The sequence below is a fragment of the Paenibacillus sp. EPM92 genome, assembly GCF_016586185.1.
GTDB classification, from domain to species: domain Bacteria; phylum Bacillota; class Bacilli; order Paenibacillales; family NBRC-103111; genus Paenibacillus_G; species Paenibacillus_G validus.
In genome coordinates this window covers 1-24,220 of sequence record NZ_BCPS01000033.1, presented here as the reverse complement: position 1 = coordinate 24,220, position 24,220 = coordinate 1, and the positions used below count along the sequence as shown (strand labels likewise).

Genomic DNA, 24,220 nt, shown 5'->3' with positions numbered 1-24,220 from the left:
TTACCCTCCTTCAGAGACCGGAGCCGTTTCAGGCAAAGCGCCTTGCCTGTTCCAAGTAACCGTAACTCGCAGCCCGCAGCCCGTCCCGTGCTGGAACGTCAAACCGGAGCCCGCTCCGAACTTATAAAACAGCCGGTGGTGCACATTCCAGGTCCCGCAGCCGATGTCCTCGCTCATCGGCTTCTGCAGCTGCGCGTGAAGATGCTGCAGCTGCCGGTCGGTCAAGCCCGCTCCGTTATCTTCAATCACGACATAATTGCGCAGCTCATCCTGTTCGCCGGTGATCGTGATTCGCCCGCCGCCCATGCGATGCTCGATGCCGTGGACAATCGCATTCTCAACGAGCGGCTGCAGAATCAGCCTCGGGACGGCTTCATCCCACATCTCCTCAGGAACCTCGATATGATAGTCGAGGCGCTGCATGCGTAAATTTTGGATGTTCAAATAATGCTTAACCAATTCGAGCTCATCCCTGAGCTTGACCGACTGGTTCTCCACGCGTGTGGCGTAGCGGCAATAGTCTGCCAAATTTTGGGCCATCCTCACAACCGAATCGCGGTCTTCCATGACGGCCGAATTGATAATAAAAAATAAAGAATTATAGAGAAAATGCGGATTAATCTGCGATTGCAGCTGCTTCAGCGACGCCTCCCTGGACCGGATCTTCTCGACGTACACATCCTCCACCAGCAGCTGGATCCGCTCCGCCATTTCATTGAACCGCTGGATTAAATAATCGAATTCATTCTTGGACCGGTACTCGATCCTTGCCGCTAAATCGCCCCGCTTCATGCGCTGCATGCTGCGAATCATCTGGACGATCGGAATCTGCACATTCCGGTATAGCAGGAAGACAGCCAGCACACTCATCACCAGAAGAAGCCCGACGGATACATAAAACAACCGGCTCGTTTGCGTGATCGGTGCCAGCATCTGCTGAACCGGCACGTAGTCGACCAGATACCAGCCGATCTGCTCGGATTGCACATAACTGACCAGGTACTCCTGCCCATCGATCTCTTGTCTGACTTGACCGACGGCGTTCATGGGAGCCTCGCCTAACCGTGTACGGATCGTCTCCGAAAGAGACCTGTTCGAGCCGCTGTTCCATATCGTTTGATAGGCCGGATGAAAGAGAAACGGATCGCTATGCTTATCCAGCTTGTACACATCGAGCATATCGGTGATGTTCCGAATGGTGAAGCGGACTTGATACACGGCCCCCGCTTCTTCAATCCGCCCCGCTCTGGCCGGCTCGCTAACCTCCCGGACGAACATGGCGGTTGCCTGATCTCCCGGGCGGTCCTCGACATAAGTCCATTGCTTAAGAATCGGCCGGTTCCATTGCAAACGGTCGCCCCCTCCGAGAAAGATACTCGAAGAAACCGTTTGTTGATTAGCCGGAAGGAGTATCGTTAAATCGTTATACCAGCCGCTTGACACGCTTTGCAGGCCAAGCTTCGCCGTAATGCGGGATTGCGCCTTCAGAACGTCCATGATCGGGGCTCCCTGCATATCGATAAATTCACGAATGTAGGGATCGTTGCCCATAATGACGGGGAACATGGACAGGTTGGAAATTTGCGAATCAAGCTGATGCAGGAAAAATGAAAGCTGATTCACATTCGTAGACTCGATTTGTTCCTGTACGACACGGTTTGCGGTTCGGTTGGAAATGCCGTAAAGCACCAGGATCGGAATAAGCAACAGCGCGATCAGGAGCAGGATCTTGCTGAAAATATTCAATTTGTAAGGCATCTGATCCCCTCCTGCGGAGTAACTTAGCCACTTCCGACTCTACTGCTTAACGACCTCGTGACCGCCGAATTCATTGCGGAGTGCAGCCACGACCTTGCCGTGAAAAGCATCCGTCTCCAAGGAACGATATCGCATCAACAAAGATAAAGCAATGACCGGGGTGCTGGCTTGAAGCTCCAGCGCCGTCTCCACGGTCCATTTCCCCTCGCCCGAGGAATGCATAATCCCTTGGATTTGATCCAATTTGGCGTCCTTGTCCAAAGCTCTTGCCGTCAATTCCATGAGCCAGCCCCGAATGACCGAGCCATGCGACCAGAGCCCCGCCACTTCCGCCAGGTTCAAATCAAAGCTGCTTTTGTGCAAGACCTCGAACCCTTCGGCTATCGCCTGCATCATCCCATACTCAATGCCGTTATGCACCATCTTTAGAAAATGTCCGCTGCCGCTTGCCCCCGCATACAGGTAACCATGCGGGACGCACACATCGGCCAGCAATGGCTCTATCGCCTCAAAGGCCTGCCGGTCGCCTCCAACCATCACGCAGGCGCCATGACGAGCTCCTTCCATACCCCCGGAGGTCCCTGCATCCAGGAAACGGACGCCCTTCCCGCAACAAAATTCAGCAAGCCGCATCGAGTCTTTGTAATGCGAATTGCCGCCATCGACGATTGTATCTCCCTCGCTAAGCAGCTCCGTTAACCGGGTTACCGTGGCGTTGACCGGATCGCCCGGCGGCACCATCACCCAAACGAGCCGCGGCGGCGTTAAAGCAGAAACCAGCTGCTCTAACGAATCCACCGCAAGCCTGGCATGCCCGAACAGCTTGCCGGCGTTCGAAGCGTCGCGATCATAGCCGACTACCTGATACCCTTTATCCAGCAGCTGCATCGCCAGGTTGCTTCCCATCTTGCCAAGCCCAATCAGCCCGACTTTCATGTCTGCCTTCCCACTCCTTATCCTGCGCCCTGAAGCGAATGCTGCAAGGCGGTGATCGCCTCGAACGTTTCGCCCAGACCGGCGTAGGCTTGTTCATAGATTCGATACAGTTCCGTATACACTTGATGATGCTTCAAGCAAGGGACATACGTTTCGCGCATATTAATCGTGGACTTGATGTCGCGGATATCGTCGTATTCCCCTAAAGCCATCATTCCAAGAAAAGCGGCTCCGTAGGCTGAAGCTTCCGCACAAGCCGGAACCTCCACATCACAGCCGAATACGTCGGAAAGCAGCTGGAGCAGGAACGGCGAGCGGGCGAAGCCGCCCGAGGCGAGCACCTTGTTCTTCAAGCCCGTTAAATCATGCATCGCTAGAGCGACCGACAGGAGGCTCATCATCATCCCTTCCATCGCCGACCGCGCCAGATGCGGGCCCGAATGGGTCAAGTTTAAGCCAAGGAATACGCCGCGCGCATTCGGGTTCCAGATCGGCGCGCGTTCTCCGGATAAATACGGAAGAAAGAGCAGCCCTTCGGCTCCAGGAGGAATCCTCTCCGCTTGGCGCAGCATCCCTTCGAGCGAAGACTTCCCCGAGTCCGGCGCCTGTATCGAATGAAGCACCGTTTGTACCCAATCCAGAACGATTCCGCCGTTGTTCGTGCCTCCGCCAATCACCCAATGGCGGTCGTCAAACACATAACAGAACGTTTGCTGTCGATCGCTCGTTAAAGGCCGGTCGACCACGGTTCGTACGGCACCGCTTGTTCCGACCGTCACGGCCAAATCCCCCGGATCGATAGCCCCTACTCCAAGATTCGCGAGCACACCGTCACTGGCTCCCAGCACGAACGGCACATCCGTGGACAGACCCATACGCTTGGCGTAGCCCGGATTCAGTCCGGTCATCACGCAGGTAACCGGATGCAGCTCCGAAAGCTGATCCCGGCGGATGCCTGCATCGCGAAGCAGTTCCTTGTCCCAATCCCTTTCCCCGAGACGGTAAAGTCCTGTGGCAGAGGCCAAGGAATGATCGATGACAAACTGTCCAAACAGGCGGTACAGCAAATATTCCTTGATGGAAACGAATTTGCCAGCTTTTTCGTAAAGGTCGGGCCGGTTTTCCCTCAACCAGAACAGCTTGGAGAGCGGCGACATCGCGTGAATCGGAGTACCGGTGCGCTTGTAAATATCCAGCCCGCCTGAAGCGGCGATCCGTTTCGCTTGCTCTGCGCTCCGATTGTCGGCCCAGGTCATGAGCCGGGTAAGCGGACGCCCCGAATCGTCCACGACCAGCAGCGAGTGCATCGCGGAGCTTAGAGATACGGCCGCCACCTCCCCATGAGACAGGCGCACGTCCGCCGTCACACGGCTGACGGCTTCGGCTGCCGCCTCCACGATGAGCCCGGGATCCTGTTCCGCATAGCCCGGACTTTCACATATAAGCGGGTAGGGAACGGAGTGGACGCTCGCCACGGCGCCGTCCACTCCGAAAGCAACCGCCTTCGTACTTGTTGTGCCTATATCTAAACCGACAAACACTCTCATGGACCCGTCTCCTTAAGCCTTTCCAGGGCTTTTATCCCTTAACTGCGCCGGCAGCCATACCGCTTACGATGTAGCGCTGCGCGAGCAGTGCGATAATCAGCACGGGCAGCGTGATGATGCAGGCGGCCGCCATGAGAGCGCCCCAGTTGATTTCCGAATAGGACATAAAGTTAAATACCGCAATCGGCAGCGTCTTCGTTTTGTCGCCCGCCAGAATGATCGAGAACATAAAGTTATTCCACGAGAAAATGAACGACAGCAGCGACGAAGTAATGACGCCGGCGCCGGAGATCGGTAAAATAATGCGCATAAATACTTGGTGGTGCGTACATCCGTCGATCAAGCCCGCTTCCTCAATTTCCGTAGGGAGCGCTTCAAAGAACGAAATCATAATCCAGATAATGAAAGGCAAGCCGACCAGCATATGGCTCAAAATAAGCGCTGTGTAGCTATCGACCATGCCGATGCTGGAGAACAAAATAAACCACGGAATGAGGAACGTGATACCCGGAATAATTCTCGCCACCAGGATCACCATCCCCAATTTATGCAGATGATGTCTGGCAATCGCATAAGCCGCGGGCAAGCCGAGAAGCAGCGAGAGCAGCGTGGACCCGAGCGCCACGATTAAGCTGTTGACGATAAACTTCAAGAAGTCATATTCCTTAAACACGCTGGCATAGTTCTTAGCGCTCGCCGTGAATGCAAAAAAATGATCGCTGGACATTATCTGGGCCTGCGTCTTGAAGGAGGCGAGCAGCATCCACAGAAACGGGAAGGCAAACACGACCAATACAAGAAACGTTAATGCCGAGAGAAGCAGGTTCACTCCCAACCGCCGTTTTTTCCTCATTTCGCTCCCTCCAATCGTTTACGCATCCAGATCATCAATAACGTCAAGCCCATCACCAGCAGGAAGAACAGGACAAGCAGCGCGGAAGCCATACCCAGCTTAAAGTACTGGAAGCCCAGTACGTAACCGTACAGGTTCAGCGTTTCGGAGGCAAAGTTAGGTCCCCCTTGCGTCGTTGCGTAGATAATATCGAACGTTTTCAGCACATCGATCAAGCGCAGCATCGTGGCAACCAAGATCGTCGGCCGCAGCAGCGGCAGCGTAATGGAGACGAATTTCCTCCAGGCGCTGGCTCCGTCCACATCTGCCGCTTCATACGGATCGCTCGGCAGTGTCGCGATCCCCGCCATCACGATCAGCGCGATCATCGGCGTCCACTCCCATACGTCGATGATAATGAGGGAAGGGATGACCTGGCTCGGTGAAGCTAGCCACAGCAGAGGCTCGAAGCCAAGCGATTTCAGCATCATATTGGCGACGCCGATCGTCGGCTCGTAGATCAGCATCCAAACCAAACCCATCGCGACCGGCGTCGCAACCATAGGCAGCAGGAATACGGTTTTTACCAGATTTTTACCAATGAAATTGCGGGAAAGCAGCATAGCAATAGCAACGCCGAGAATAACTTCGGCAGCAAGTGCCACCAAGGTAAAATAAAATGTCGAGCCAACGGCATGCCAGAAGCGTTCATCCTGAAGCAAGGCGTAATAATTGGCCAATCCGACCCATTTCGGAGGCGTCGTAGCGGACATGCTCCATTCGAAGAAGCTGATCCGCACCGTATAGATAATGGGGAACAACATCATAAGCAGGACGAACAACACGGCCGGAAGCGTGTAAATCCATTTCAAGTGTCGATCAAACCAGCTGTACTGCATAATGAAAATCCACCCTTCCTTCGTTTTGTTGCACAATGGCCGGTAACATCAAGAGGGCCAATAGAGGCCCCCTTCATGTACAGCCGAGCGGAAATTACTTGCTTTTGTCTTTATCCATAATCGCTTGCAGCGCCGCGTTTGCTTTATCCGCAGTATCCTGAAGGTTGGTCTCGCCAGCCATAACCCGCTGTACGATTTCACCTACAGCGTCGCGGGCTTCTCCTACGCTGATGACCGTCGGACGGTCATGGTCTACGCCGCCCTTCACGCTTTCCTTGATGACCGTAACCAGTTCCGCCGGGAATCCGGTCGTGCCTTCAGGGTTATCCCAAACGGATGCGCGCGCGCCAGGGTTGCCTTTTTGCTGCGTTTTCAACACGATTTCCTTGCTGGTCGCCCATTTCATGAACTCCCATGCGGCATCCTTGTTAGCCGACTTCGAATTCATTGCCAGTCCCCAGGAAGTGATGTTATACGGCTTGGAACCGGCTTTGCCGCCCGGGAATACCGCGAAGCCGACTTGATCGGCCACTTTCGATTTCTCCGCGTCCGTGAGGTTCTTGTAAAGCGAGTTCGCATCCGTGAGGAACGCCACTTTACCTTGTGCGAATATACCGAAGGCTTGCGGCCAAGACATATTCAGTACGCCCGGAGGACCGTAATCCTTAAGCAGCGTTCCGTAAGTCGTGAATGCCTTAATGGCTTCCGGCGTATTGATCGTCGCTTTGTCCCCTTGCGAGAAGTCCGCACCTTCCGAGTACAGGAAGGAAGACACTTGCGTGACGAGCGGCGAGCGCTGTCCGCGGGCAACGAAGCCGTACATTTCGTTCTTCGGATCGTGCAGCTGCTTCACGGCCGCCACCAGCTCATCAATCGTTTTCGGCACGGCGATTCCCGCTTTTTGCAGCAGGTCCTTGCGGTAATACAAAATCTCTTGCTCCGTAATGATCGGAATACCCGCCAGCTTCCCGTCCACCGTCACACTGCCGACGGCCGATTTGGAGAAATCGGCAAAATCATAACTGGCATCCTTCTGCGGGTATTCATCCAGCGGAGAAACCCAGCCGTTCTTATAGAACAGCTTGCCTTCCTGAAGCGGACGGTACATGAACACATCCGGGGTAGCCGATCCGGAAGTAAACTGAACGGTCAGCTTTTGCGTCAATTGGTCTTCGAAGAAGCTCTGTACATTAACTTTCATCCCGGTTGCGGCTTCAAACTCCGGAATGAGCGGCTTAATCGCATCGTTCCAAGGATGGTTCGCGGTAACCAGTGTAATATTTTTACCTTCAAAAGGTTTGGCGGCCGGCTTGGCAGCTTCCGGCGCTTCGCTTGCTTGCTGCTGTCCGCAGCCTGCTGCCAAGCTTGCCGCTACAAGTACGGACGCGCTAACGCCCATCCAACGACTCCAAGATTTTCTCATGAATAGACCTCCTATTTCATCTCTGTTTTGAAAAGGCTTTCTTACAAGATTCAGCATACCTGATCGCCTTCCGATCCGAAATAACGAAAACTAAACATCAATAACTACGCTTAAACATCTTTGCAAGGGAGACCTTTCGAACCCAAGAAAAAAGAGGAGACATTCCTGAAACGTCCAGGAACCATCTCCGATTTGTTCATTGAGCCTCCCGTTAATGAGAGGATCTTCTTATCATTTCTCTCTGCTTGGTTCTCATTCGTCTGTCGTCGGGCTCATCAGGCCCCCCGTCCTTCTACATGACCTTCCTTCCAAATCCTGCATTTCTATACGACCTTTACTAGCGGCTATGGCATCCTCTCCTTCAGGCGCATGCCAAAGCCGGACAGACCTGCATCGGTCTGTCCGGCTATCACCACTAGAGCGCCAGGCCGGCTGAACCGGCTCAGCTTTTAGTCGGCCTCCTGCCCGCTGGCCGTCGGCCGCTCCTGCCCGGAATCGCCGCCGTCTCCCCCGCGCAGCTCGATCTCGCCAGGCGATGGCTTCGCTTGGTCTGACCCTGCTTCCAACAGCCGGAGCAAGACGGCAAGAGCGGCAAGCCCCGCAGCGAGCCAGCCCGCTACTACCTCTATCCACATAGACTTCCCTCCCGTTCAGCTCTGGTCACGATAGTGCAGGATATGTGACTTGGTCGGGATTCGTTTGGACGGGCGGGCGCTCATCCCCGGGCTTATCTGTTTTCTGACGACTAGTTATCGCTCGCATACCGTGACATAGCGGGCGAACGAGCCTTTCTTGACGATGCAGCCGTCCGTAATCGTTAAGCCGGCCAGCCGGATCGACGGCTCGATCGGATCGATAGCGATTACGACTACGCGCTGCGCCATTCGCCGGGCGCTGCGGAGCAGGTCAAGCTGCTCGTCCTCGGACAGCTTCGAGCACAAATTGTACGGCAGGTCGAGAATCGCCGTATCGTAGCCGCCCTCCACTTCGCGCATATCCCGCAGCTTGACGACGTCCGGATAGCCGAAATGGCGAAGGTTCTCGCGTGCGCCCCGCACCGCCAGCGGATTGACATCGAAGCCTTCGATGTCCATTCCCATCGACAGCGCCTCGATCAGCACCGTACCGATGCCGCAGCACGGATCCACGGCGCGGACTCCCGCCGGCTGCGGAACGGCGATATTCACGATCGCCCGGGCCACGCGAGTGCTCAGCGCCGTCGAGTACGGACGCGGCCTATCCTTGTGGCGCAGCCATACCGCCGCGTTCTCCGACAGCTCGCCGAAGACCCAGCGATGCTTCAGCTTGGCTAAGCCGAACGTCCGCTTCGGCGTTCGCATCTCCGCCTTCCCGCGCAGCCGGGCCCCGACCTGTCGCTCCAGAGCGCGGCGCTCCTCGTAAGCCGCCGGCTCATCTGCGGGCACATAGATCACCTTGAACGTATCGCCGTTCAGATCGATCCCGCTCGCCCGCTCCGCGACCTCTTCGACCGCAGCTCCTTCGAACATGACGTCGAGGCGCTGCTTCATGAACGGACTCCGGCTGAGGTCCAAACCGAGTTCGCTTTCAATCCAGGGCGAGGCGTCCTGCACACCGAACCAAACGCGCTGCTCCAGCGCGCATAACGAGGCCTCGTCCTCGTGATAAGCGAATGTATATACATAACGAGCTTGCGGCTCCAACATCATCGGCTCCTTCTGGCCGGCCGTACCGGCCGGGAATGCTTCCATTGTATACGAAAGCAGCCGAAAAAGCCCGTTCCTGCCAAGCCAAAAAGGACCTTGCGTTCAAGGTCCTTCCTTCCGTGCCCTTACCGAGAGACCGGTTAGCTTTCGATGATTTCATCCAATTCCGAATCGCTGCGGTTCGCTTCCGCGATAATGCTCTGATCCGTTTCATTCTTGCCTTGGATCGCTTCTGCCGCCTGCGCTTGCCGGTTCAACTGCTCTTCCGTCTGCCCGATGCCGTGGGCGCCTTGATGGTTTCGGCTCGAAGTCATTCGTATCACCTCCGTACATGTAGATGCCGGCTTGCCGGGTGTACAGCTGACTTTTACTATGCACCGTTTCCGGTAATCGTATACAAGAAGGACTTACTTTACCCGAAGGTCATCGTTTATACTAAATAACAAATACCCGATCGTTGCCCAGCCAAATCCGCCCGAGGAGACCATAACCTCATGTTCAATCGAAATCGATCTTGGAGCGCCCCGCTTCCGCTTGCTTTCCTGGCATTATGGGGAGGACTGGCCTTACTGCTGGGGCCGAACGACCTGTATCTATCACGGATGCTGGCGGACACAAGCTCGCAATGGGCCAGGTTCTTTGAAGTTTACGGCGAGCATCCGGCCGTTCTGTTCGCTTGGGCCGGTTCTCACCTCCTGCTCGCTAGTTCGCGCCTGCGTAAAGACGGCTTGTCGTTTACGCTTCGGCTTCCCCTGCTCGCGGCGAATGTGACGGCCGGCTACGCCATCTTGCACATGACCGCAGAACGGGCCTTTCATGTGAAGCCGACCGGCCTACACGCCCTGCTCTCGCTGCTGGCCGTGGCGGCTGCTGCCCTGCTCGTGCAGCGACTGCTCGCCCGCTTGTCGGCGGAGTATCTTGCCCGCTTCGAACGGGCCGCCCTGCTCTCGCTGCTGCTCGTAGCGGCCGAGCTTGCCGCCGTGCATGCGTTGAAGTGGGGGTGGGGCCGCATCCGCTTCCGGGATCTGCTGCCCGATTATTCCAATTTCACCGTCTGGTACTTGCCGCAAGGACCGAACGGCAACCGCTCCTTCCCGTCCGCCCATGCCGCCAACAGTTGGACGATGCTGCTGCTGCCCGGCTATGTCGCCGCCGCAGGCGTCCGCGCCTATTGGCGTTATGCGGCATGGGGCTGCGCCATTGTGTGGGCGTCGTGCACCTCGTTGAGCCGCATCGTCATGGGCGCGCATTATGCAACGGACATCTTGTTCGGCGCCTGCATCACGATCTCGCTATACTGGGTGCTGCACCGAACCTTGGAAGCGGATACGGCGTCTGTTCGTCTCCGGCCCTTTACGCAGCGAAGCGGACTGCCTAAGTAATGTCCAGGCTCGCTACGAAAGATATTACGCATCATCGTTCAGCTATAGGCGGGAATAGCTTGCGTAAGCGGATCGCGACAACGACGCCCCCCGGAGCACCTTGGCCTACCCTTGCATCGGCAGCCGGACCGTCACCTTCGTGCCCTCATCTAGACGGCTCTCTACGGTAATATCGCCGTGGTGGTGCTCCACCAGCTGCTTGACCATGAACAGTCCGATGCCCTGTCCGCCTCGCTGCTCGTTCGTTTTCTCATACTTTTGAAACAATCGGCTGAGCTGGTTATCCGTCATGCCGACGCCATAATCCTGCGTGACGAGCACCAGCTGCCCGGTCTCCCTATACGCCTTGAAATCAACCGGCTTGCCCTCGTCGCTGTATTTGATCGCATTGCTGATAATGTTCGACACGATCAGTTTAAAGCCCGTCGCATTGCTCAGCAGCGTCTCCCTCCCATTCAACCGGATCTCGTGGTGCAGCGCGATATTTTGCGTCCTCGCCTTGACCTCCATAATCTCCATCACGTCCAGCAGCAGCTCCTTCGGGACGGTCAGCCTGCGCCGCCAAAGCGCGTCGGTGGTCAGCATTTGCTCCGTGCTGATGATATGGGAAATTTCATTATCGATCAACGCAACGTAGTCGCGAATCGCCTTCAGCTTGTCGCGGTCCTCCTGATCCTGAACCTTGCTCATCAGCAGCGAGGAATAGGCCTTGATAACCGTCAGCGGATTACGAACCTCATGGGAGACAACATGGACAAAATCAAGCTTCTGCCTGTACAAATCCATCTCCGATTCCATTTCCTTCTGTACGGCCAGCGCCGGATAAGTCACGGCATGATTCGATTTATGGTTATAAAGACTCGACAACACCAACTTGTCATCGGTCATCAAGTATGGATGCGTTTTCATAGCTTCCAAAAGAACAGCCGCGTTTACGTTCGAAGCATCATACCCACAAACGGTCACAAACCCCAGCCCGCTCAGTGAAATGTCACAGCCATGTTCATAAGCATGAATCTTCTCCGGCATGTCCGGCTGCTCTTTCCAGCCCACCTGCCCCCACAGCCGCATATCGACCTGATCTTCTAAGTAGGGGGCGATAATTTGGTTCAAATTCAACAAGATCCGGGAGAAATGAAAATCCTCGTGCATGTCATAAAATTCGGTTTGATTGATGTAATGGACGTACTGGCGGATACGTTCATCCGTCACTTCTTTCCGCAGCGCCTCTGTCATCCTCTCAAAATGGTCGGACGTATCGATGATAATAACCCGTTGATCCAGATTGATCCCCATAATAATAAACGAAACGGCATTGCTGATATATTTCTCCGTATCGTTGTAAAAGTACAAAATATGCGAACCGTTCTGCACATGGAACTTGCTCGTAAGAGGTATGCTGCTTTGTCGGGTCATCCGTTTGTTCCTCCAAAAAGTCGTTTCCTGTCATCGCGCATGCGCCGATTCGTCGCGAATCAAGCTCTTGCCGACTGCGATTTCAGAGTTGTTTCGCTGCTTTAGGATCTACTTTCATTATAGCCGTCCCGATCGAAAAGACAATGAAAAATCGTCAAGTTTTTCCATCTTCTGTTGATCCTTGCCAAATTGCGACGCACTTCCTCCACAAATTCCACTTGCCCCTTTTTATCCCTATGGTGGATAATATAAGTAAAAACCGCCGGGAGATCCTGCATGTCAACCACCGCATAAAAGGAACTGCAATTATACAAAAATGCTTTTCTTCTATGATTTCGTAGGAAAATCGATCGTTGACGTTCAGGGCGCATGGATCAAAGTAAGGAAGAAAAATTACTACTTGTCGATTATGGAAGAGGAGCTGCGCCGGATCGAGCAAATCGTAGGCGAGCTGCTCCTGTTGGCCAAGCCGCCCAACGTTCAATTCCGCAAATATTATCTGGTCGATACGATTGAGCAGATCGTCGCCCTCTTGCAAACTCGGGCGATCATGAACAATATCGAGATCGAGTTCCAGCGCCGGGCGGCCGAAACGGAAATATACTGCGACGAGAACCAAATCAAGCAGGTCTTCATCAACCTGATCCAAAATGCGCTCGAAGTCACGCCTGTCGACGGCCGCGTCGCCATCGACATCGATTCTGACGCGGATGGCGTCGCCATTGCGATACGGGACGAAGGTCCGGGGATTCCGGAGGATAAGCTGCGGAAGCCGGGAGAGCCGTTTTTTACGACGAAGGAAAACGGGACCGGCCTCGGCTTGACGGTCAGCTACAATATCATCGAAAATCACGGCGGCCGCATCCAAGTGAACAGCATCGTAGGTCAAGGTACGACGTTCACGATTCGTATCCCCTTTGAGCCGAAGACATTGGCGGCGGAGCCGCTGTTGACGGGATAGCGCAACGCCAAAAAAACCCCCTCTATCGTTCACGTTACGATGGAGGGGGTTTTGGGTTCATCGTTCCATCCCTTTATTGAAGCGAACGGAACATCATCTGATAAATATCGCCAAGCGCCAGCGCATCGCGCTCCGGATCGATCACGCTCTGCACCCGCATGCCATATAAGAAAGTGACGAACATCATAGCCATTTTCTGCGCATCTACTGACGGCGGAATGACGCCGTTCTCCTGACCGACGCCGATCCACCTGCTGGAGGTGGCTAACGTATGCTCGTAAATGCCGCGTACGAGCCCGGCTACCTTCGGGTTGTCCATTTGCCCGAGCAAATAGATGAAAATTTTGTTGGACACGTCCAGATGCTCGGCACTGCGAGCCATTCCTTCGGCAATCGTCTGCAGCGGCCGGTTGACGCTCGCCGTCTGTTGATCGGCTACCGTTTCGAAAAACTTCACGTTCACTTCTTCCATTCGCGATTTCAAAATTAACCCGAACAGTTCGTCTTTGCCGGAGACGTAGTGGTAGATGGCGCCCTTCGATAGTCCGGAGCGGTCGATGATGTCCTGCAGCGTCGTTTGCCGGCAGCCTTTCTCCCGGATCAGTTGTTCAGCGGTGTCTAAAATGAGCTGAAAGCTCGCGCTTACGGGCGAGGGTTGAACCATAACGTTAATGACCTCCTGCCTGAAGTACATATAAAGCCAGTATATACCGACGGTCGGTTTTTCACAATGCCGTGTCGGCCGATGCCGCTGAACCTTGTCGAATCCCGCCCCGATGAGGGTGGGGGCGATGACGATCCGCCGTCCATAGCGCGTTCAAGTTGTCCGCCGGCGTCCAGATGCCGTTCCGGCCGTAAAACCCGTAGGTCAGCACGAGGATGAGAAACACGAGCAGCGCTTGCTGCAACAGCTTAGTCCCATCCGTCAGCGGTACGGCGAACGAGACGAGCGATACGCCGTAATCGTCGTTGAACCATAGATCGAGCGCCCAGTTATGCGCCGCATGCACGGCGGAGGATATCCAGAGCGAGCCGCTCTTCAAGTAGACGTAGCCGTAACACAGGCCTCCGATGAAATGGATGAGCAGCGGGTACATGTGCAGCCCTTTCGTCGGGATATGCGTCAGCGCGAACAGGAACGAGGCGGCGAGCAGCATCCCGAGCGGGCGCAGCCGGTGCAGATTGGCGAACATGTAGCCGCGATTCAGCACCTCTTCCTGCATGGAGGCGATGAGCCAGCCCAGGAAGCCGTACGCCGCGGCACCCAGGAAGGCCGTGTCGCCCAGCTTCTCGAGCCGGAACACGGTGCCTAGCCCGGGCTCCCGGCTTGCCGCCGCGAAGGCGAAGACGATGGCGGTCGTCATCGACGCCGTTACCGCCGCAGCGGCGAAGGCCAGATCCTTGCGGCGTACGGCGAAGCCGAGCCGGAACGGCCGGCCGCGGTCGAGCAGCTTGTATGCGGCGAATACAGCCGCAGTGAGCCAGAGACCGACGAGAACGTTCATAGAAGCGAGAAAAGCGTATTCCGTTCGCACCCTTTCAAGCTGGTCCATAACGGCCAATACGCCGAGAAACGCAAACATCGAGACGAAGTAGGCGACAATGGCCATACTGATCCGTGCAAACGGGTTGAAGCGTGGGGACATAGATTTATACTCTCCTTTAAAGTGAAGTTCGCGCAGGGCGCCGCCGATTGACCGTACAAACTTTTCTTTTCCGCCCCAGATACAGACCGTCGGTCGGTTTGTTAATAAGTTCAGTATACATACCGACCGACGGTCTGTCAAGGGGCACAATAACCGCCCTCCGTCAAGCGCCGTCATTTTGCCGCACGGCGTTGCCGCTGGGCAACGATCGGGTACAAGCCGTACAGCCCGCTTCACTCCTCAAATCAAACAATCGCACCTCGCTTAACGGATGACATCCGGCAAGCGAGGTGCGATTAAAGAGATGCCAAGCTTATTTATCCTTGAAGTGCATCGTGAAAAAAGCATTGTTCAGACGCTTCCACTGTTCGTCGGTCTTGACCGCATCATTCAGACGCAAGCGGACCGTGTACACAATGCCGTGCTTCTCGAACACGTACTCGTTCTGCGTGTAAGGCACGTTGCGGCTCTTGTATTGCGTCGCGTATTTCTTCACATCGGTATCAAACAGCTTCTCATCCGTTACCGTGTATTTGTAGTTGGCGTCCGTTTCGGCGCTTTTCTTGTAGTCCTGCTCCAAGCTGTTCACCTCGTCCTGGAGGTCGCTGGAATCGTCGGCGGTAATCGTGAAGCTGCCGCCCTCGAAATGGAACGTCTTCCTATCCGAGCCGCTCTCGTCGTCGTAACCGCCGGTCCAATCTTCCGGCGCTTTCACGGAGTACCGGTATTTTTCGTTGGTGTATGTCGATGTTCTGTTCAGGTCGAGCAGATCGTCTTCGTCTTGGATAAAACCGAGCGAAGGGTTGGTCGCTTCTTTCGGGAAATGGATCGATTTCTTCAAATCGGCTATCACTTCATTCATTTCCTCTTGATTCGCGTCCTCCGGGTAGGTCGTTATCAATTCGTACTTGTATTTGTCTTTGATCAAGTAAATGACGTGCATATGCTCCCATTTATCGCCCATCGTATAGGAGTAGCGGTTCTCGATGGCGGCGACGTCGGCGATTTCGGTCTCTTCAGCGCCCTTCACCTTCCGGTAGTCGGCCACATATCGATCCGTAAACCGGCTTTCCTCGCGGTTAGCCCATGCCTTCAACGTATCGCCGGAAGCGGCTGACGTCACTTGAACCGATAACGATTTCTCCTCGTCCTCGCTTCGGTAGGTCAGTCCCCCGCCCCATTCGCTGCCGCTCCACTCCGCCGGTACGTCGAACATGAGACCATACGGCGTCGTAACCGTGTCTTGGGTCTGATAGACGGAGATGTCTTTGAGCCCGCCATTGTCAGCGTCATACGAAAGCACGAACGAATCGAGCAAATCGTTATAGCTGTTGCGCTTGAAGCTGTTGTTGTACAGTTCCCCGCTCTTGACAGCCAGTGTGATGTAGAAAATTTTATCAGCCTTCTGATAAGCCCGAACCTGATAAAACTGGTCGCCGAACTCGCGTTTGCCGATTAATTTCGCATAGTTGTCCGGCTCCTGCTCGACATATTGCTTCTCCAGTACGGTGTTGCCGTATTGGTTGTCACTCAGCTTGCGCAGCAGGCCAAGAGGCGACAGATCGACGCTTTGCTTCTCCTGGATGTTGATGTTGATCGCGAACTCTCCCTTGGAATCGGCGAACGATACGCTTTCGCCGTCGGAGGATTGATCAACCTTGATCAGTCCCGCCGGATACTTCATTGACCAGCCGTAGTGGCTGTCGCCGATATGCGTCTTGCCTTGGTCCGCATCGATATAAGAGCCGTCCGCCTCTTGCTCCGGCGAAGTCGCGCTGGACTCGTCCTCGCCAAGCGTCAATTCGGCGACCTTCTGCCCGGCGGCGTTCTGCAGCTTCAGCTTCACCTTCTGCTCCGGCAAAAATTTCTTTAATGCCTCATTATATTCCACAAGCGTTCTTGTCTTGGCTTCTTCGATCGCCATCAAGACGTCGCCCTGCTTCACGCCCGCTTTCGCCGCCGGTGAATCCGGCTCCACATACGTCACTTCCAGCCCGTTGCCGGACGGAATGCCGACGACCGCCTCCCAGCTCTCGCCAAGCTCGACGCCAAGATACGGACGTTTCACCTTGCCGTATTTAAAGAAGTGGTCGAGCACGTGCTGCACCGTATCGATCGGGATGGCGAAGCCCAGACTGTCGACGCCGTACTCTACGTACTTCAGCGTATTAATGCCGATCACTTCGCCCTTCAGGTTGACGAGCGCCCCGCCGCTGTTGCCCGGGTTGATCGCCGCATCGGTTTGAATGAGCTGATATTTCGATTGCACGGAACGCTCCATGCCGCTGACAATTCCATACGTAACCGAATTGCGCAGCGTGAAGGACAGCGGCGTGCCGATCGCCATGACCGGCTCGCCGACCTTAATGTCGGTCGGGCTGGCGAACGTGGCGGCGGACAATCCAGTCGCTTCGATCTTGACGAGCGCCAAGTCGCTCTCCTCGTCGTAATGGGTCGTCTTGCCCGTATAGGACTTGCCGTCGGAAGTGACGACCGTTATGTTATGCATATCTTTGACCACGTGCGCATTCGTTAAAATATATCCGTTGCTTCGAACGACTACGCCGGTGCCGTGCGCCAGATTGTAACGGCTCGATTGCCATACCTTCTTGCTGTCCGTCGGCTTGCCGATGATGGCAACCACCGAGGATGTCGTTTTGTCGATGACGGCCGGGATGACGCCGCGATCCTCGGCAGCTCCGGCGTAAGCGGCAGGCGCCGACAACGTCGCCAGGATAACCGCGGTTGCGGTCGCTTTTACCACTTTGTTGCGGATGGTTCTGAGCTTTTTCATTCGTTGGTTTCTCCCCACGCCCATATAAATTGACCAATTATTTCCATGTATACTAAAATCTATCACAATCGCGAAATCGTTTGCAAGATAAATATAAAGAAAGAACGGAGGCCGATGCTTGCCGTCATGGCTTGTCTAACGCAAGCCGCCAAACGAAGAGGCTGCCCCCTCAGTGAAAGCTGGAGGAACAGCCTCTTGATTGAACCGTTTAAGCTTCGCCGGCCGCGGGCGGTGTGAACGTGCGCTGGGCGAGTTCGGCGTCCAGCATGTAGAACGCGTTGCTGTCCTTATCGATGCGGCGCAGCTTCTGAATGATGCTATCGAACGTTGCTTCTTCCTCCACCTGCTCGTCGATAAACCATTTCAGGAAGTTGATCGTCGCATGCTCGCGGTCGTTCCAGGCCGAATCCGATAAAGCGTAGATGCGCTTCGTGACCTCCTGCTCGTGGGCGAAGGCATGTTCGAATGTATCAAGCATCGACGTGTACTCGTTTGGCACGTCAGGCATGCCGGTTACCAACGCGCGTTTGCCGAGCGTATTGATAAAATGGAAAATTTTCATTGCGTGGAACTTCTCTTCCTCCGCTTGAACGATGAAAAAATTCGCAAACCCGTCGAAGCTTTCCGACGAGCAGTAGGCAGCCATGGCCAAGTAAACTTGAGACGAATAAAACTCGAAGTTCATTTGATCGTTTAATTGCGCGAGTAACGGTTCTTTTAGCATGTGTTCACGCCCTTTATCCGAAAGTTATGCGCGGGTTATTGTGCGACGGCAGACGAATGTTTATCCGCACACGCCGATTCAGGCTCTTCGAACCGCGCAGGATTGCGTCCTATTTTATCATGTTCCATGATCTTCCTCAACCGGGCAACCGCCTAATCAGGTGCTCTGACACTGCGCCGGGGGATAAGAAAGTTTATTTGGGGTAATTTAGAAAGGAGTCTAGGTATCAGCTGCCTGCGGGGTTCAGGAACAGGACGTCTGCACCGAAGCCAAGCGCAAGCGCTTATACTCGGATGTTTTTGATGATGGACGGACTGGCGTTAGGTGTCAGCATGCGTCGCGACATCAGCACCAATTATTACCGCCTGATGCTTGAAGTTAGTAAATTTGCCGAAAATGGAGCCGAGATTATGATGAATAACCGATGGCTGGAGAAGCCGCCCAGCGCTGTTGACCGTAAAGCTTTAGCACGTTTGTAAGTACGAGACGCGTCTCTATGCCAAAAAAAATCCCTCTCGAATCTTTATTTTGGTGTATCGCCTTCCCCGGTTTCGGCCAATTTCTAAATGGACAGTACTTCAAAGGTATCATCCTCATCGCGCTTGAGTTCGCCATCAATATGGGGGCGAATCTGAACACAACGATCATCGAGAGCTTTCAGGGCCGAATTCAGCTATCAATCGAGCATACGGACTATCAGTGGCTGATGTTTTATCCTTGCGTATACATGTTCGGCATTTGGGACGCGTACAAACATGCTGGAGGAGGAAAATCGCCGAATGCCACATTTCCGTTCGTCTTTTGCGCCTTCTTCGCTACGGTAGGCGTGGTGTACTCCCCGAACTTCCGAATTGCGGGCGTGCTGCTCGGACCGGTATGGCTGCCTATGCTGTTCGCCTTCATCGGCGTCTTCTTCGGCCTGGGGATCAAGCGCCTGCTGGATGGCAAGGCAAAAGGATCCGCTTAGACAAAACGGATCCTCTTCCTGCTTAGTTGACGACATTCACCACAATTGTCGTTTTCTTCTTCGCGTAGGTGACCGTAACGGTCGCTTTTCCTTTGCCCGTCGCCTTGATGGTACCGTCTTTCACGTCCGCTATTCGAATGTTCGTGGAAGACCAGAGCCCTTCGACCGTGACATCCTCTTCGGTTCCGTCAAAGAAGGTAGCGACGGCTTTCATTTGCAGCGTTTCGCCCTTCTTCATCTCCACGGCAACTTCATTCGTCTTCAAATATTTAAGCTTGTCGACTTCTACAGGAATGCTCACGGTTTTGCCCCCGAACGAAACAAGTACCGTCGCCGTTCCCGAATCGACCGCCGTAACCCATCCGCCCGCTACATCGACTATTTTATAACTGCTGGATCTCCATACGCCCTGATCGGTTACATCCTTCTTCGTGCCGTCAGACAGCAGAGCGGTTAACGTAATTTGAACCGACTGCCCCTTCTTGGTCGAAATGAACTTCCTGTCGACTTCCAGCGACTGAACGACCCCGATTTCCACCGGAATCGACACCGTCTTGCCCCCGAAGGCCGCCGTAATGGTCGTCTTGCCGCGGGATACCGGCGTGACAACGCCGTTCACGACTTGAACGACCTTCTCATCGCCGGACTTCCATTCCGCCTCGGCGGTGACATTCTTGCTCACTCCGCTTCCGTCCGTCGCGGTCAGCGCAATGACCTTCGTTTCGCCCAAATCGAAAGCGAGCATGGAAGGCGCAGCCGTCAGCTTGTTAGCCGTATCCACTTGAACCGTCACCGTAACGGATTTACCGCCAAAGCTGCCGGTAACCTTGGCTTCGCCTGCGCCCTCAGCCGTAATGACGCCTTGTTCGACCGTCGCCGCATTCGCGTTCGAGGTGCTCCATTGCGCGTCCTGCACAACGTCGAGGCTCGTCCCATCCGTATACGTTGCCGTCAGCTTGATCGTGTAAGCCTCATGCTTCTTCAAGATCAACAGCGTCTTATCGGCCGTTAACGTCTTCAAGACGCCGACCGATACGGGAATCGCAATCGATCTTGTCCCGAATTGCGCCTTAATCGTCGTAGCGCCGGTGCCGACGCCGGTAATGAGACCGCGTTTAACCTCGGCGATGTCGGCCGCTGCAGTTGACCATTCCGCCCTGGACGTGACGTCTTCCTCGCGTCCGTCGGCATAGACGGCTTTCAGCGTCACCTGTTCGGACGAACCCGCTTGAAAGTTGACCGCCTTCACGCTTGGAACCAGCTTGGTCGGCACATCGACCGAGAGGTCCAGGGACACGCTCTTGCCGCCATACTTCGCCGTAATGGTCGCCCGACCGGCTTTATAGGCGGTTATTTTCCCTCCCGAAACATCCGCGGTCCCGGCGCTGTCGGATTTCCACTCGGCTTGTCCGGTGACGTCTTCTTCCGTCCCGTCCGCGTAAGTAGCTTGCAAGGTGACTTGCTCGGATTCTCCAGTTTTCAAGGCAAGATCTTCCTTGCTCAGCTCCAGTCTGCGCGGTACGTCGACATCAACTCGCGTCGTCACCGTCTTGTTCCCGTACTTCGCGGATACGGTCGCTTCCCCGGATTCATTGGCGCTAAGCTTCCCTTTGATGACATAGACGACGTCTTCGTCGGTCGAAGACCACTCCGCCCGGCCCGTAATGTCTTCCGAGCTCCCGTCGGGATAAGTCGCCACCAGCTTCAGCTGCTCCGTTGCATTCTTCTTCATGAACAGGCTCTGCTGATCGAGGGCGATCTTCATGGCTTGATCGACATCGACCTTGATCGTCGTCGACTTGGTCCCGTAAGCCGCTTTAATCGTCGCTTGGCCCGGGCCGTATCCGGTGATTTTACCTTTAATGACGTCGGCCACCGTCTCATCATCCGACTCCCAGTCCGCTTTATCCGAAACATCCTCTACCGAACCGTCCGGGTAGGTAGCGAACAGCTTGACGGATTCCGTTTCGTTCAACAGCAAGGAGACTTGCGTTTTCTCCGGATCCACCCGTTTCACGATCTCAACATAGACCGGCACGGTTACCTGCTGATTGTTATATTTGGCCGTAATACTCGTGCTTCCGGAGCTTTGCCCCGTCACGTTGCCATTGACGACCGTCGCAATCGAACCGTTATCGATGTTCCAATCGGATTTGGCCGTTACGTCTTCGGAGGTTCCGTCGTCGTAATAAGCCGTCAATTTGATCTGCTCCGATTGTCCCTGCCGAAGCTCGATGAGCTGCTTATCTTTAATTAAAGAACGGACCCGCTTCGTCACGTCCACGTTGACAATGACGGTCTTGCCCATATAAGTGGAGGTGATAACCGCCTTTCCTTCTTTCTTTGCGGTCACGGAACCGGCGTATACCGAAGCCACGTCCGGATCTCCTGAATTCCACTCCGTCTTCACAGTAACGTTCTCCGTCGTGCCGCTAACGTAAACGGCGGTAGCCGTTAAGGCCGCGGTGGCCCCCACTTCCAGGGACAGCTCGTTCTTATTCAGCACCAGGCTCGATATTTGTTCCTGCGCCCGTACGCTCACGCTTCCAAAAGCGCTGGTCGCCACTACAAATCCAAGCAGAAGCATTAACAATCTGGTCATGCGAACACGCAATTGCTTCATCTTTCGCGTTTTCTCCTCTCCACGATTTGGTAAACCCGCCTCATCTATTATCGTCAGCCGCCGAAGGAACCTTTAGCTTTTTCCTCACTTCTTCCGAAATTTCAGCAAACTTTCAGTTTTCGACACCCCGTATGCTTATGGACGTTTAACGTTGACATGGAAGGTTGCTGCGTGGAATATGCTGTACCAAGCGCATTTTGCGGCGCCGCCGCAGGATGATTTTCCTTCAAAGGAGAAGGTTGCATGCAAATTCACGTGATTCAACCCGGACAATCGCTCTATCAGTTATCCCAAACGTATGACGTCCCCGTGCAAACGATCGCCGAAGCGAACGAAATCGACACCGCCAGCACGCTGGTCGTCGGTCAGGCGCTCGTCATCCCGATGGTGGGCCAATATTATTGGGTTCATCAAGGGGACAGCCTGTTTAAGATCGCCCGAACGTACGGCATAACGCCGGAAAGACTCGCAGCCGTCAACGGGATCAGCGTCAACCAGCCGCTTACCGTCGGCCAGCGGCTCTATATTCCTCCGGCGCCTCGCCGTCAGGCGGAAATCAACGCCTACATCGAGCCTCGGGGCGACAGCGTCTCCCCCGCCCTGACCCAGGCGGCGCGCGAGACCGCCCCGCATCTGACGTACCTCGCCCCGTTCAGCTTCCGCATTCAGCGGGACGGCACCCTCCTTGCGCCGCCGCTGGGCGAGCTGCCGCAAATCGCGGCCGAACAGAAGGTCACGCTCATGATGGTGGTTACGAACCTCGAGAAAGACCAGTTCAGCGCCGAGCTCGGCGAAGCCGTACTGAACAACGAAGACTTGCAGAGCAAGCTTCTCGCCAACATCATCGCCACCGCCAAACGGCTGAACTTCCGCGACATTCATTTCGACATCGAACATCTGCGCCCGCAGGACAAAGAGGCGTACAACCGCTTCCTGAGGAAGGCGGCCGAGGCGATTCACCGCGAAGGGTTCCTGATCTCGACCGCCCTCGCCCCGAAAACAAGCGCAGCCCAAACCGGCGAGTGGTACACCGCCCATGACTACAAGGCCCACGGCGAGATCGCCGATTTCGTTATCATCATGACGTACGAATGGGGCTACAGCGGCGGCCCGCCGATGCCCGTCTCCCCGATCGGTCCGGTGCGCCGGGTCCTGGAATACGCCCTCACGGAAATGCCCGGCTCCAAAATTATGATGGGGCAAAACCTATACGGCTACGACTGGACGCTGCCCTACGTTCCAGGCGGGGCCTATGCGAAAGCGGTCAGCCCGCAGGAGGCCATCCGTCTAGCCCGGGCTAACAAGGCCCGGATCGAGTACGATGCGAAGGAACAAGCGCCTCATTTTTCGTACTGGGATGCGAACCGGAAACAGCACGTCGTCTGGTTCGAGGACGCGCGTTCCATCCAGGCGAAATTCAACTTAGTGAAAGAGCTGGAGCTGCGGGGAGTCAGCTACTGGAAGCTGGGCTTGAGCTTTCCTCAAAACTGGCTGCTGCTTGAGGATAACTTTACGGTGGTCAAAAAACAGTCGTCCACATAAGCGGCTTGCCGGCGACTACAATGCGCCCGCCTGCGGCGTGGCGATGGTGCGGGCCACCGCCATGCGCTGACGCTTGGCGGTGGCGGAGACGTACACCGCCAAGCTGCAAAAAAAGGCACGAACCTCCTCGGTTCGTGCCTAGTCGTCGCTTTGCAGCCGCTTCATGAAATCTTCGGCTGCGCTGTAGCCCTGCTGACGCAAGTACCAGTTGTTGGCTGCCGCCTCCACCAATCCGGCCACGTCGCGTCCGGGCTGCAGTTGGATTTCGATATGCGGAATGCGGATATCCATGTACTCGGTAAACTTCGGCTCCAGCTCCAGCTCGTTGTTGAGCGCGTGATCCTGCCATTTCGTCAGCTCGATATCGAGCACGATCCGCGTCTCGTCCTGGAACGCCTTGCGTCCGTACAGCCGCGAAACGTTAATAAGCCCGATGCTGCGCAGGGCAAGGAACTCCTTCGTCTTGCCGTTATGCGTGCCGAGAATCGTCTCGGGTCCGATTTTCTTCAGAACGACGATGTCATCGGCCACCAGCCGGTGTCCCCTCCGAATGAGCGTATGCGCAGTTTCACTCTTGCCGACGCCGGACTTGCCGCGCAGCAGTATACCGATGCCCGACACGTTGACGCATACGCCGTGCACGGCAATCTCCTGCGCCAAAGCTTTGGTCAGATAAGCGTCGACAAGCTCGATGAATCTGGACGACGGAAGCGGCGTGCGGAGCAGCGGAATACCTTCTTCCTCGCAATATTTCTTCAAATATTTCAACCCTTCCTGATTGCGGGTAACCACAAAGCAAGGCGGGTGATATTTCACGATATTGCCGATGTGCAGGTTGCGTTCTTCTTCGCTAAGCGTATGCAAGTAAGTAATTTCTTTGCTTCCGAGCACCTGCACATGCGCATGCGGGAAGAAATCGAAATACCCGACAAACTCAAGGCCCGGCCGGTGCACCCTCCCTTTGGGGATGACGGCGTTTAATTTATGGCTTCCCGCCAGCACTTCCAAGGAGAAGCGCTCGACCAAATCCTGAACCGTTACCGATTTCATACAGCTTCTCTCCTTTAACCAGGTCATTCAACGTA

General features: G+C 55.1%; 21 protein-coding genes. 5 read left to right on the top strand and 16 right to left on the bottom strand.

The genetic code is table 11. The features are described from left to right. The 9 genes from JMF85_RS06345 to JMF85_RS06305 all read right to left on the bottom strand — a co-directional run bounded on the left by JMF85_RS06345 (position 1) and on the right by JMF85_RS06305 (position 9,394). Entirely contained in the window at positions 1 to 1,758 is a 1,758-nt protein-coding gene (locus tag JMF85_RS06345; protein ID WP_141334409.1) for a sensor histidine kinase, read from the bottom strand. Between the two features lie 39 nt (positions 1,759 to 1,797). After that, on the bottom strand, positions 1,798 to 2,694 hold the full coding sequence (gene gnd / locus JMF85_RS06340; protein ID WP_201317919.1) for a phosphogluconate dehydrogenase (NAD(+)-dependent, decarboxylating): 897 nt from the start codon (positions 2,692 to 2,694) through the stop codon (positions 1,798 to 1,800). A 17-nt stretch (positions 2,695 to 2,711) separates the two neighbouring features. Beyond that, positions 2,712 to 4,241 (bottom strand): gluconokinase, encoded by a 1,530-nt coding sequence (locus JMF85_RS06335; RefSeq protein ID WP_201317918.1) that lies wholly within the window; start codon positions 4,239 to 4,241, stop codon positions 2,712 to 2,714. Positions 4,242 to 4,272: 31 nt separating this feature from the next. Continuing rightward, positions 4,273 to 5,094, bottom strand: a complete 822-nt coding sequence (locus JMF85_RS06330; protein WP_127608607.1) for a carbohydrate ABC transporter permease — start codon at positions 5,092 to 5,094, stop codon at positions 4,273 to 4,275. Continuing rightward, positions 5,091 to 5,972, bottom strand: a complete 882-nt coding sequence (locus JMF85_RS06325) for a carbohydrate ABC transporter permease (RefSeq protein WP_054797680.1) — start codon at positions 5,970 to 5,972, stop codon at positions 5,091 to 5,093. The genes JMF85_RS06330 and JMF85_RS06325 overlap by 4 nt, the downstream gene beginning before the upstream one ends. A 94-nt stretch (positions 5,973 to 6,066) precedes the next feature. Further along, the gene (locus JMF85_RS06320) at positions 6,067 to 7,395 is read right to left on the bottom strand and encodes an ABC transporter substrate-binding protein (RefSeq protein WP_127608608.1); all 1,329 of its coding nucleotides are present in this window, start codon (positions 7,393 to 7,395) and stop codon (positions 6,067 to 6,069) included. 449 nt (positions 7,396 to 7,844) lie between these two features. Further along, positions 7,845 to 8,030 (bottom strand): hypothetical protein, encoded by a 186-nt coding sequence (locus JMF85_RS06315; RefSeq protein WP_201317917.1) that lies wholly within the window; start codon positions 8,028 to 8,030, stop codon positions 7,845 to 7,847. Positions 8,031 to 8,144: 114 nt separating this feature from the next. Beyond that, positions 8,145 to 9,125 carry a TRM11 family SAM-dependent methyltransferase gene (locus JMF85_RS06310; RefSeq protein ID WP_236595754.1) on the bottom strand — a complete coding sequence of 327 codons (981 nt, stop codon included), beginning with the start codon at positions 9,123 to 9,125 and terminating at the stop codon, positions 8,145 to 8,147. Between the two features lie 95 nt (positions 9,126 to 9,220). Further along, complete coding sequence (locus JMF85_RS06305) at positions 9,221 to 9,394, bottom strand: hypothetical protein (protein ID WP_164751869.1); 174 nt, start codon at positions 9,392 to 9,394, stop codon at positions 9,221 to 9,223. A 180-nt stretch (positions 9,395 to 9,574) separates the two neighbouring features. Here JMF85_RS06305 and JMF85_RS06300 point away from each other — a divergent pair, with 180 nt between their 5' ends. Continuing rightward, positions 9,575 to 10,462, top strand: coding sequence for a phosphatase PAP2 family protein (locus tag JMF85_RS06300; protein ID WP_201317916.1), 888 nt, complete (start codon positions 9,575 to 9,577; stop codon positions 10,460 to 10,462). A 105-nt stretch (positions 10,463 to 10,567) separates the two neighbouring features. Here JMF85_RS06300 and JMF85_RS06295 read toward each other — a convergent pair whose 3' ends face one another. Then, positions 10,568 to 11,878 (bottom strand): MEDS domain-containing protein, encoded by a 1,311-nt coding sequence (locus JMF85_RS06295; protein WP_054797658.1) that lies wholly within the window; start codon positions 11,876 to 11,878, stop codon positions 10,568 to 10,570. Between the two features lie 316 nt (positions 11,879 to 12,194). Here JMF85_RS06295 and JMF85_RS06290 point away from each other — a divergent pair, with 316 nt between their 5' ends. Continuing rightward, positions 12,195 to 12,839: an ATP-binding protein gene (locus JMF85_RS06290; protein ID WP_201317915.1), complete on the top strand. Its 645-nt coding sequence runs from the start codon at positions 12,195 to 12,197 to the stop codon at positions 12,837 to 12,839. Between the two features lie 73 nt (positions 12,840 to 12,912). On the opposite strand, the gene JMF85_RS06285 is transcribed toward JMF85_RS06290, so the two are convergent. The 4 genes from JMF85_RS06285 to JMF85_RS06270 form a co-directional block, all read right to left on the bottom strand. Next, entirely contained in the window at positions 12,913 to 13,503 is a 591-nt protein-coding gene (locus tag JMF85_RS06285) for a TetR/AcrR family transcriptional regulator (protein WP_054797656.1), read from the bottom strand. 61 nt (positions 13,504 to 13,564) lie between these two features. Next, complete coding sequence (locus JMF85_RS06280; protein ID WP_164751870.1) at positions 13,565 to 14,485, bottom strand: CPBP family intramembrane glutamic endopeptidase; 921 nt, start codon at positions 14,483 to 14,485, stop codon at positions 13,565 to 13,567. 313 nt (positions 14,486 to 14,798) lie between these two features. Then, complete coding sequence (locus tag JMF85_RS06275) at positions 14,799 to 17,279, bottom strand: S1C family serine protease (RefSeq protein ID WP_141334403.1); 2,481 nt, start codon at positions 17,277 to 17,279, stop codon at positions 14,799 to 14,801. A 208-nt stretch (positions 17,280 to 17,487) separates the two neighbouring features. Further along, a complete protein-coding gene (locus JMF85_RS06270; RefSeq protein WP_127608616.1) occupies positions 17,488 to 18,003 on the bottom strand; it encodes a ferritin in 516 nt (171 codons plus the stop codon). Positions 18,004 to 18,305: 302 nt separating this feature from the next. On the opposite strand from JMF85_RS06270, the gene JMF85_RS06265 reads away from it, so the two are divergent. Beyond that, a complete protein-coding gene (locus JMF85_RS06265) occupies positions 18,306 to 18,482 on the top strand; it encodes a DUF3231 family protein (protein ID WP_236595753.1) in 177 nt (58 codons plus the stop codon). Positions 18,483 to 18,499: 17 nt separating this feature from the next. After that, a complete protein-coding gene (locus JMF85_RS06260) occupies positions 18,500 to 18,970 on the top strand; it encodes a hypothetical protein (RefSeq protein ID WP_054797654.1) in 471 nt (156 codons plus the stop codon). 22 nt (positions 18,971 to 18,992) lie between these two features. On the opposite strand, the gene JMF85_RS06255 is transcribed toward JMF85_RS06260, so the two are convergent. After that, positions 18,993 to 21,593 (bottom strand): Ig-like domain-containing protein, encoded by a 2,601-nt coding sequence (locus JMF85_RS06255; protein ID WP_236595752.1) that lies wholly within the window; start codon positions 21,591 to 21,593, stop codon positions 18,993 to 18,995. Between the two features lie 243 nt (positions 21,594 to 21,836). On the opposite strand from JMF85_RS06255, the gene JMF85_RS06250 reads away from it, so the two are divergent. Beyond that, complete coding sequence (locus tag JMF85_RS06250; protein ID WP_127608618.1) at positions 21,837 to 23,135, top strand: glycoside hydrolase family 18 protein; 1,299 nt, start codon at positions 21,837 to 21,839, stop codon at positions 23,133 to 23,135. Between the two features lie 138 nt (positions 23,136 to 23,273). Here the strand turns inward: JMF85_RS06250 and hprK are convergent, their stop codons facing one another. Next, a complete protein-coding gene (gene hprK / locus JMF85_RS06245) occupies positions 23,274 to 24,185 on the bottom strand; it encodes an HPr(Ser) kinase/phosphatase (RefSeq protein WP_054796542.1) in 912 nt (303 codons plus the stop codon). Between the last annotated feature and the right edge of the window lie 35 nt (positions 24,186 to 24,220).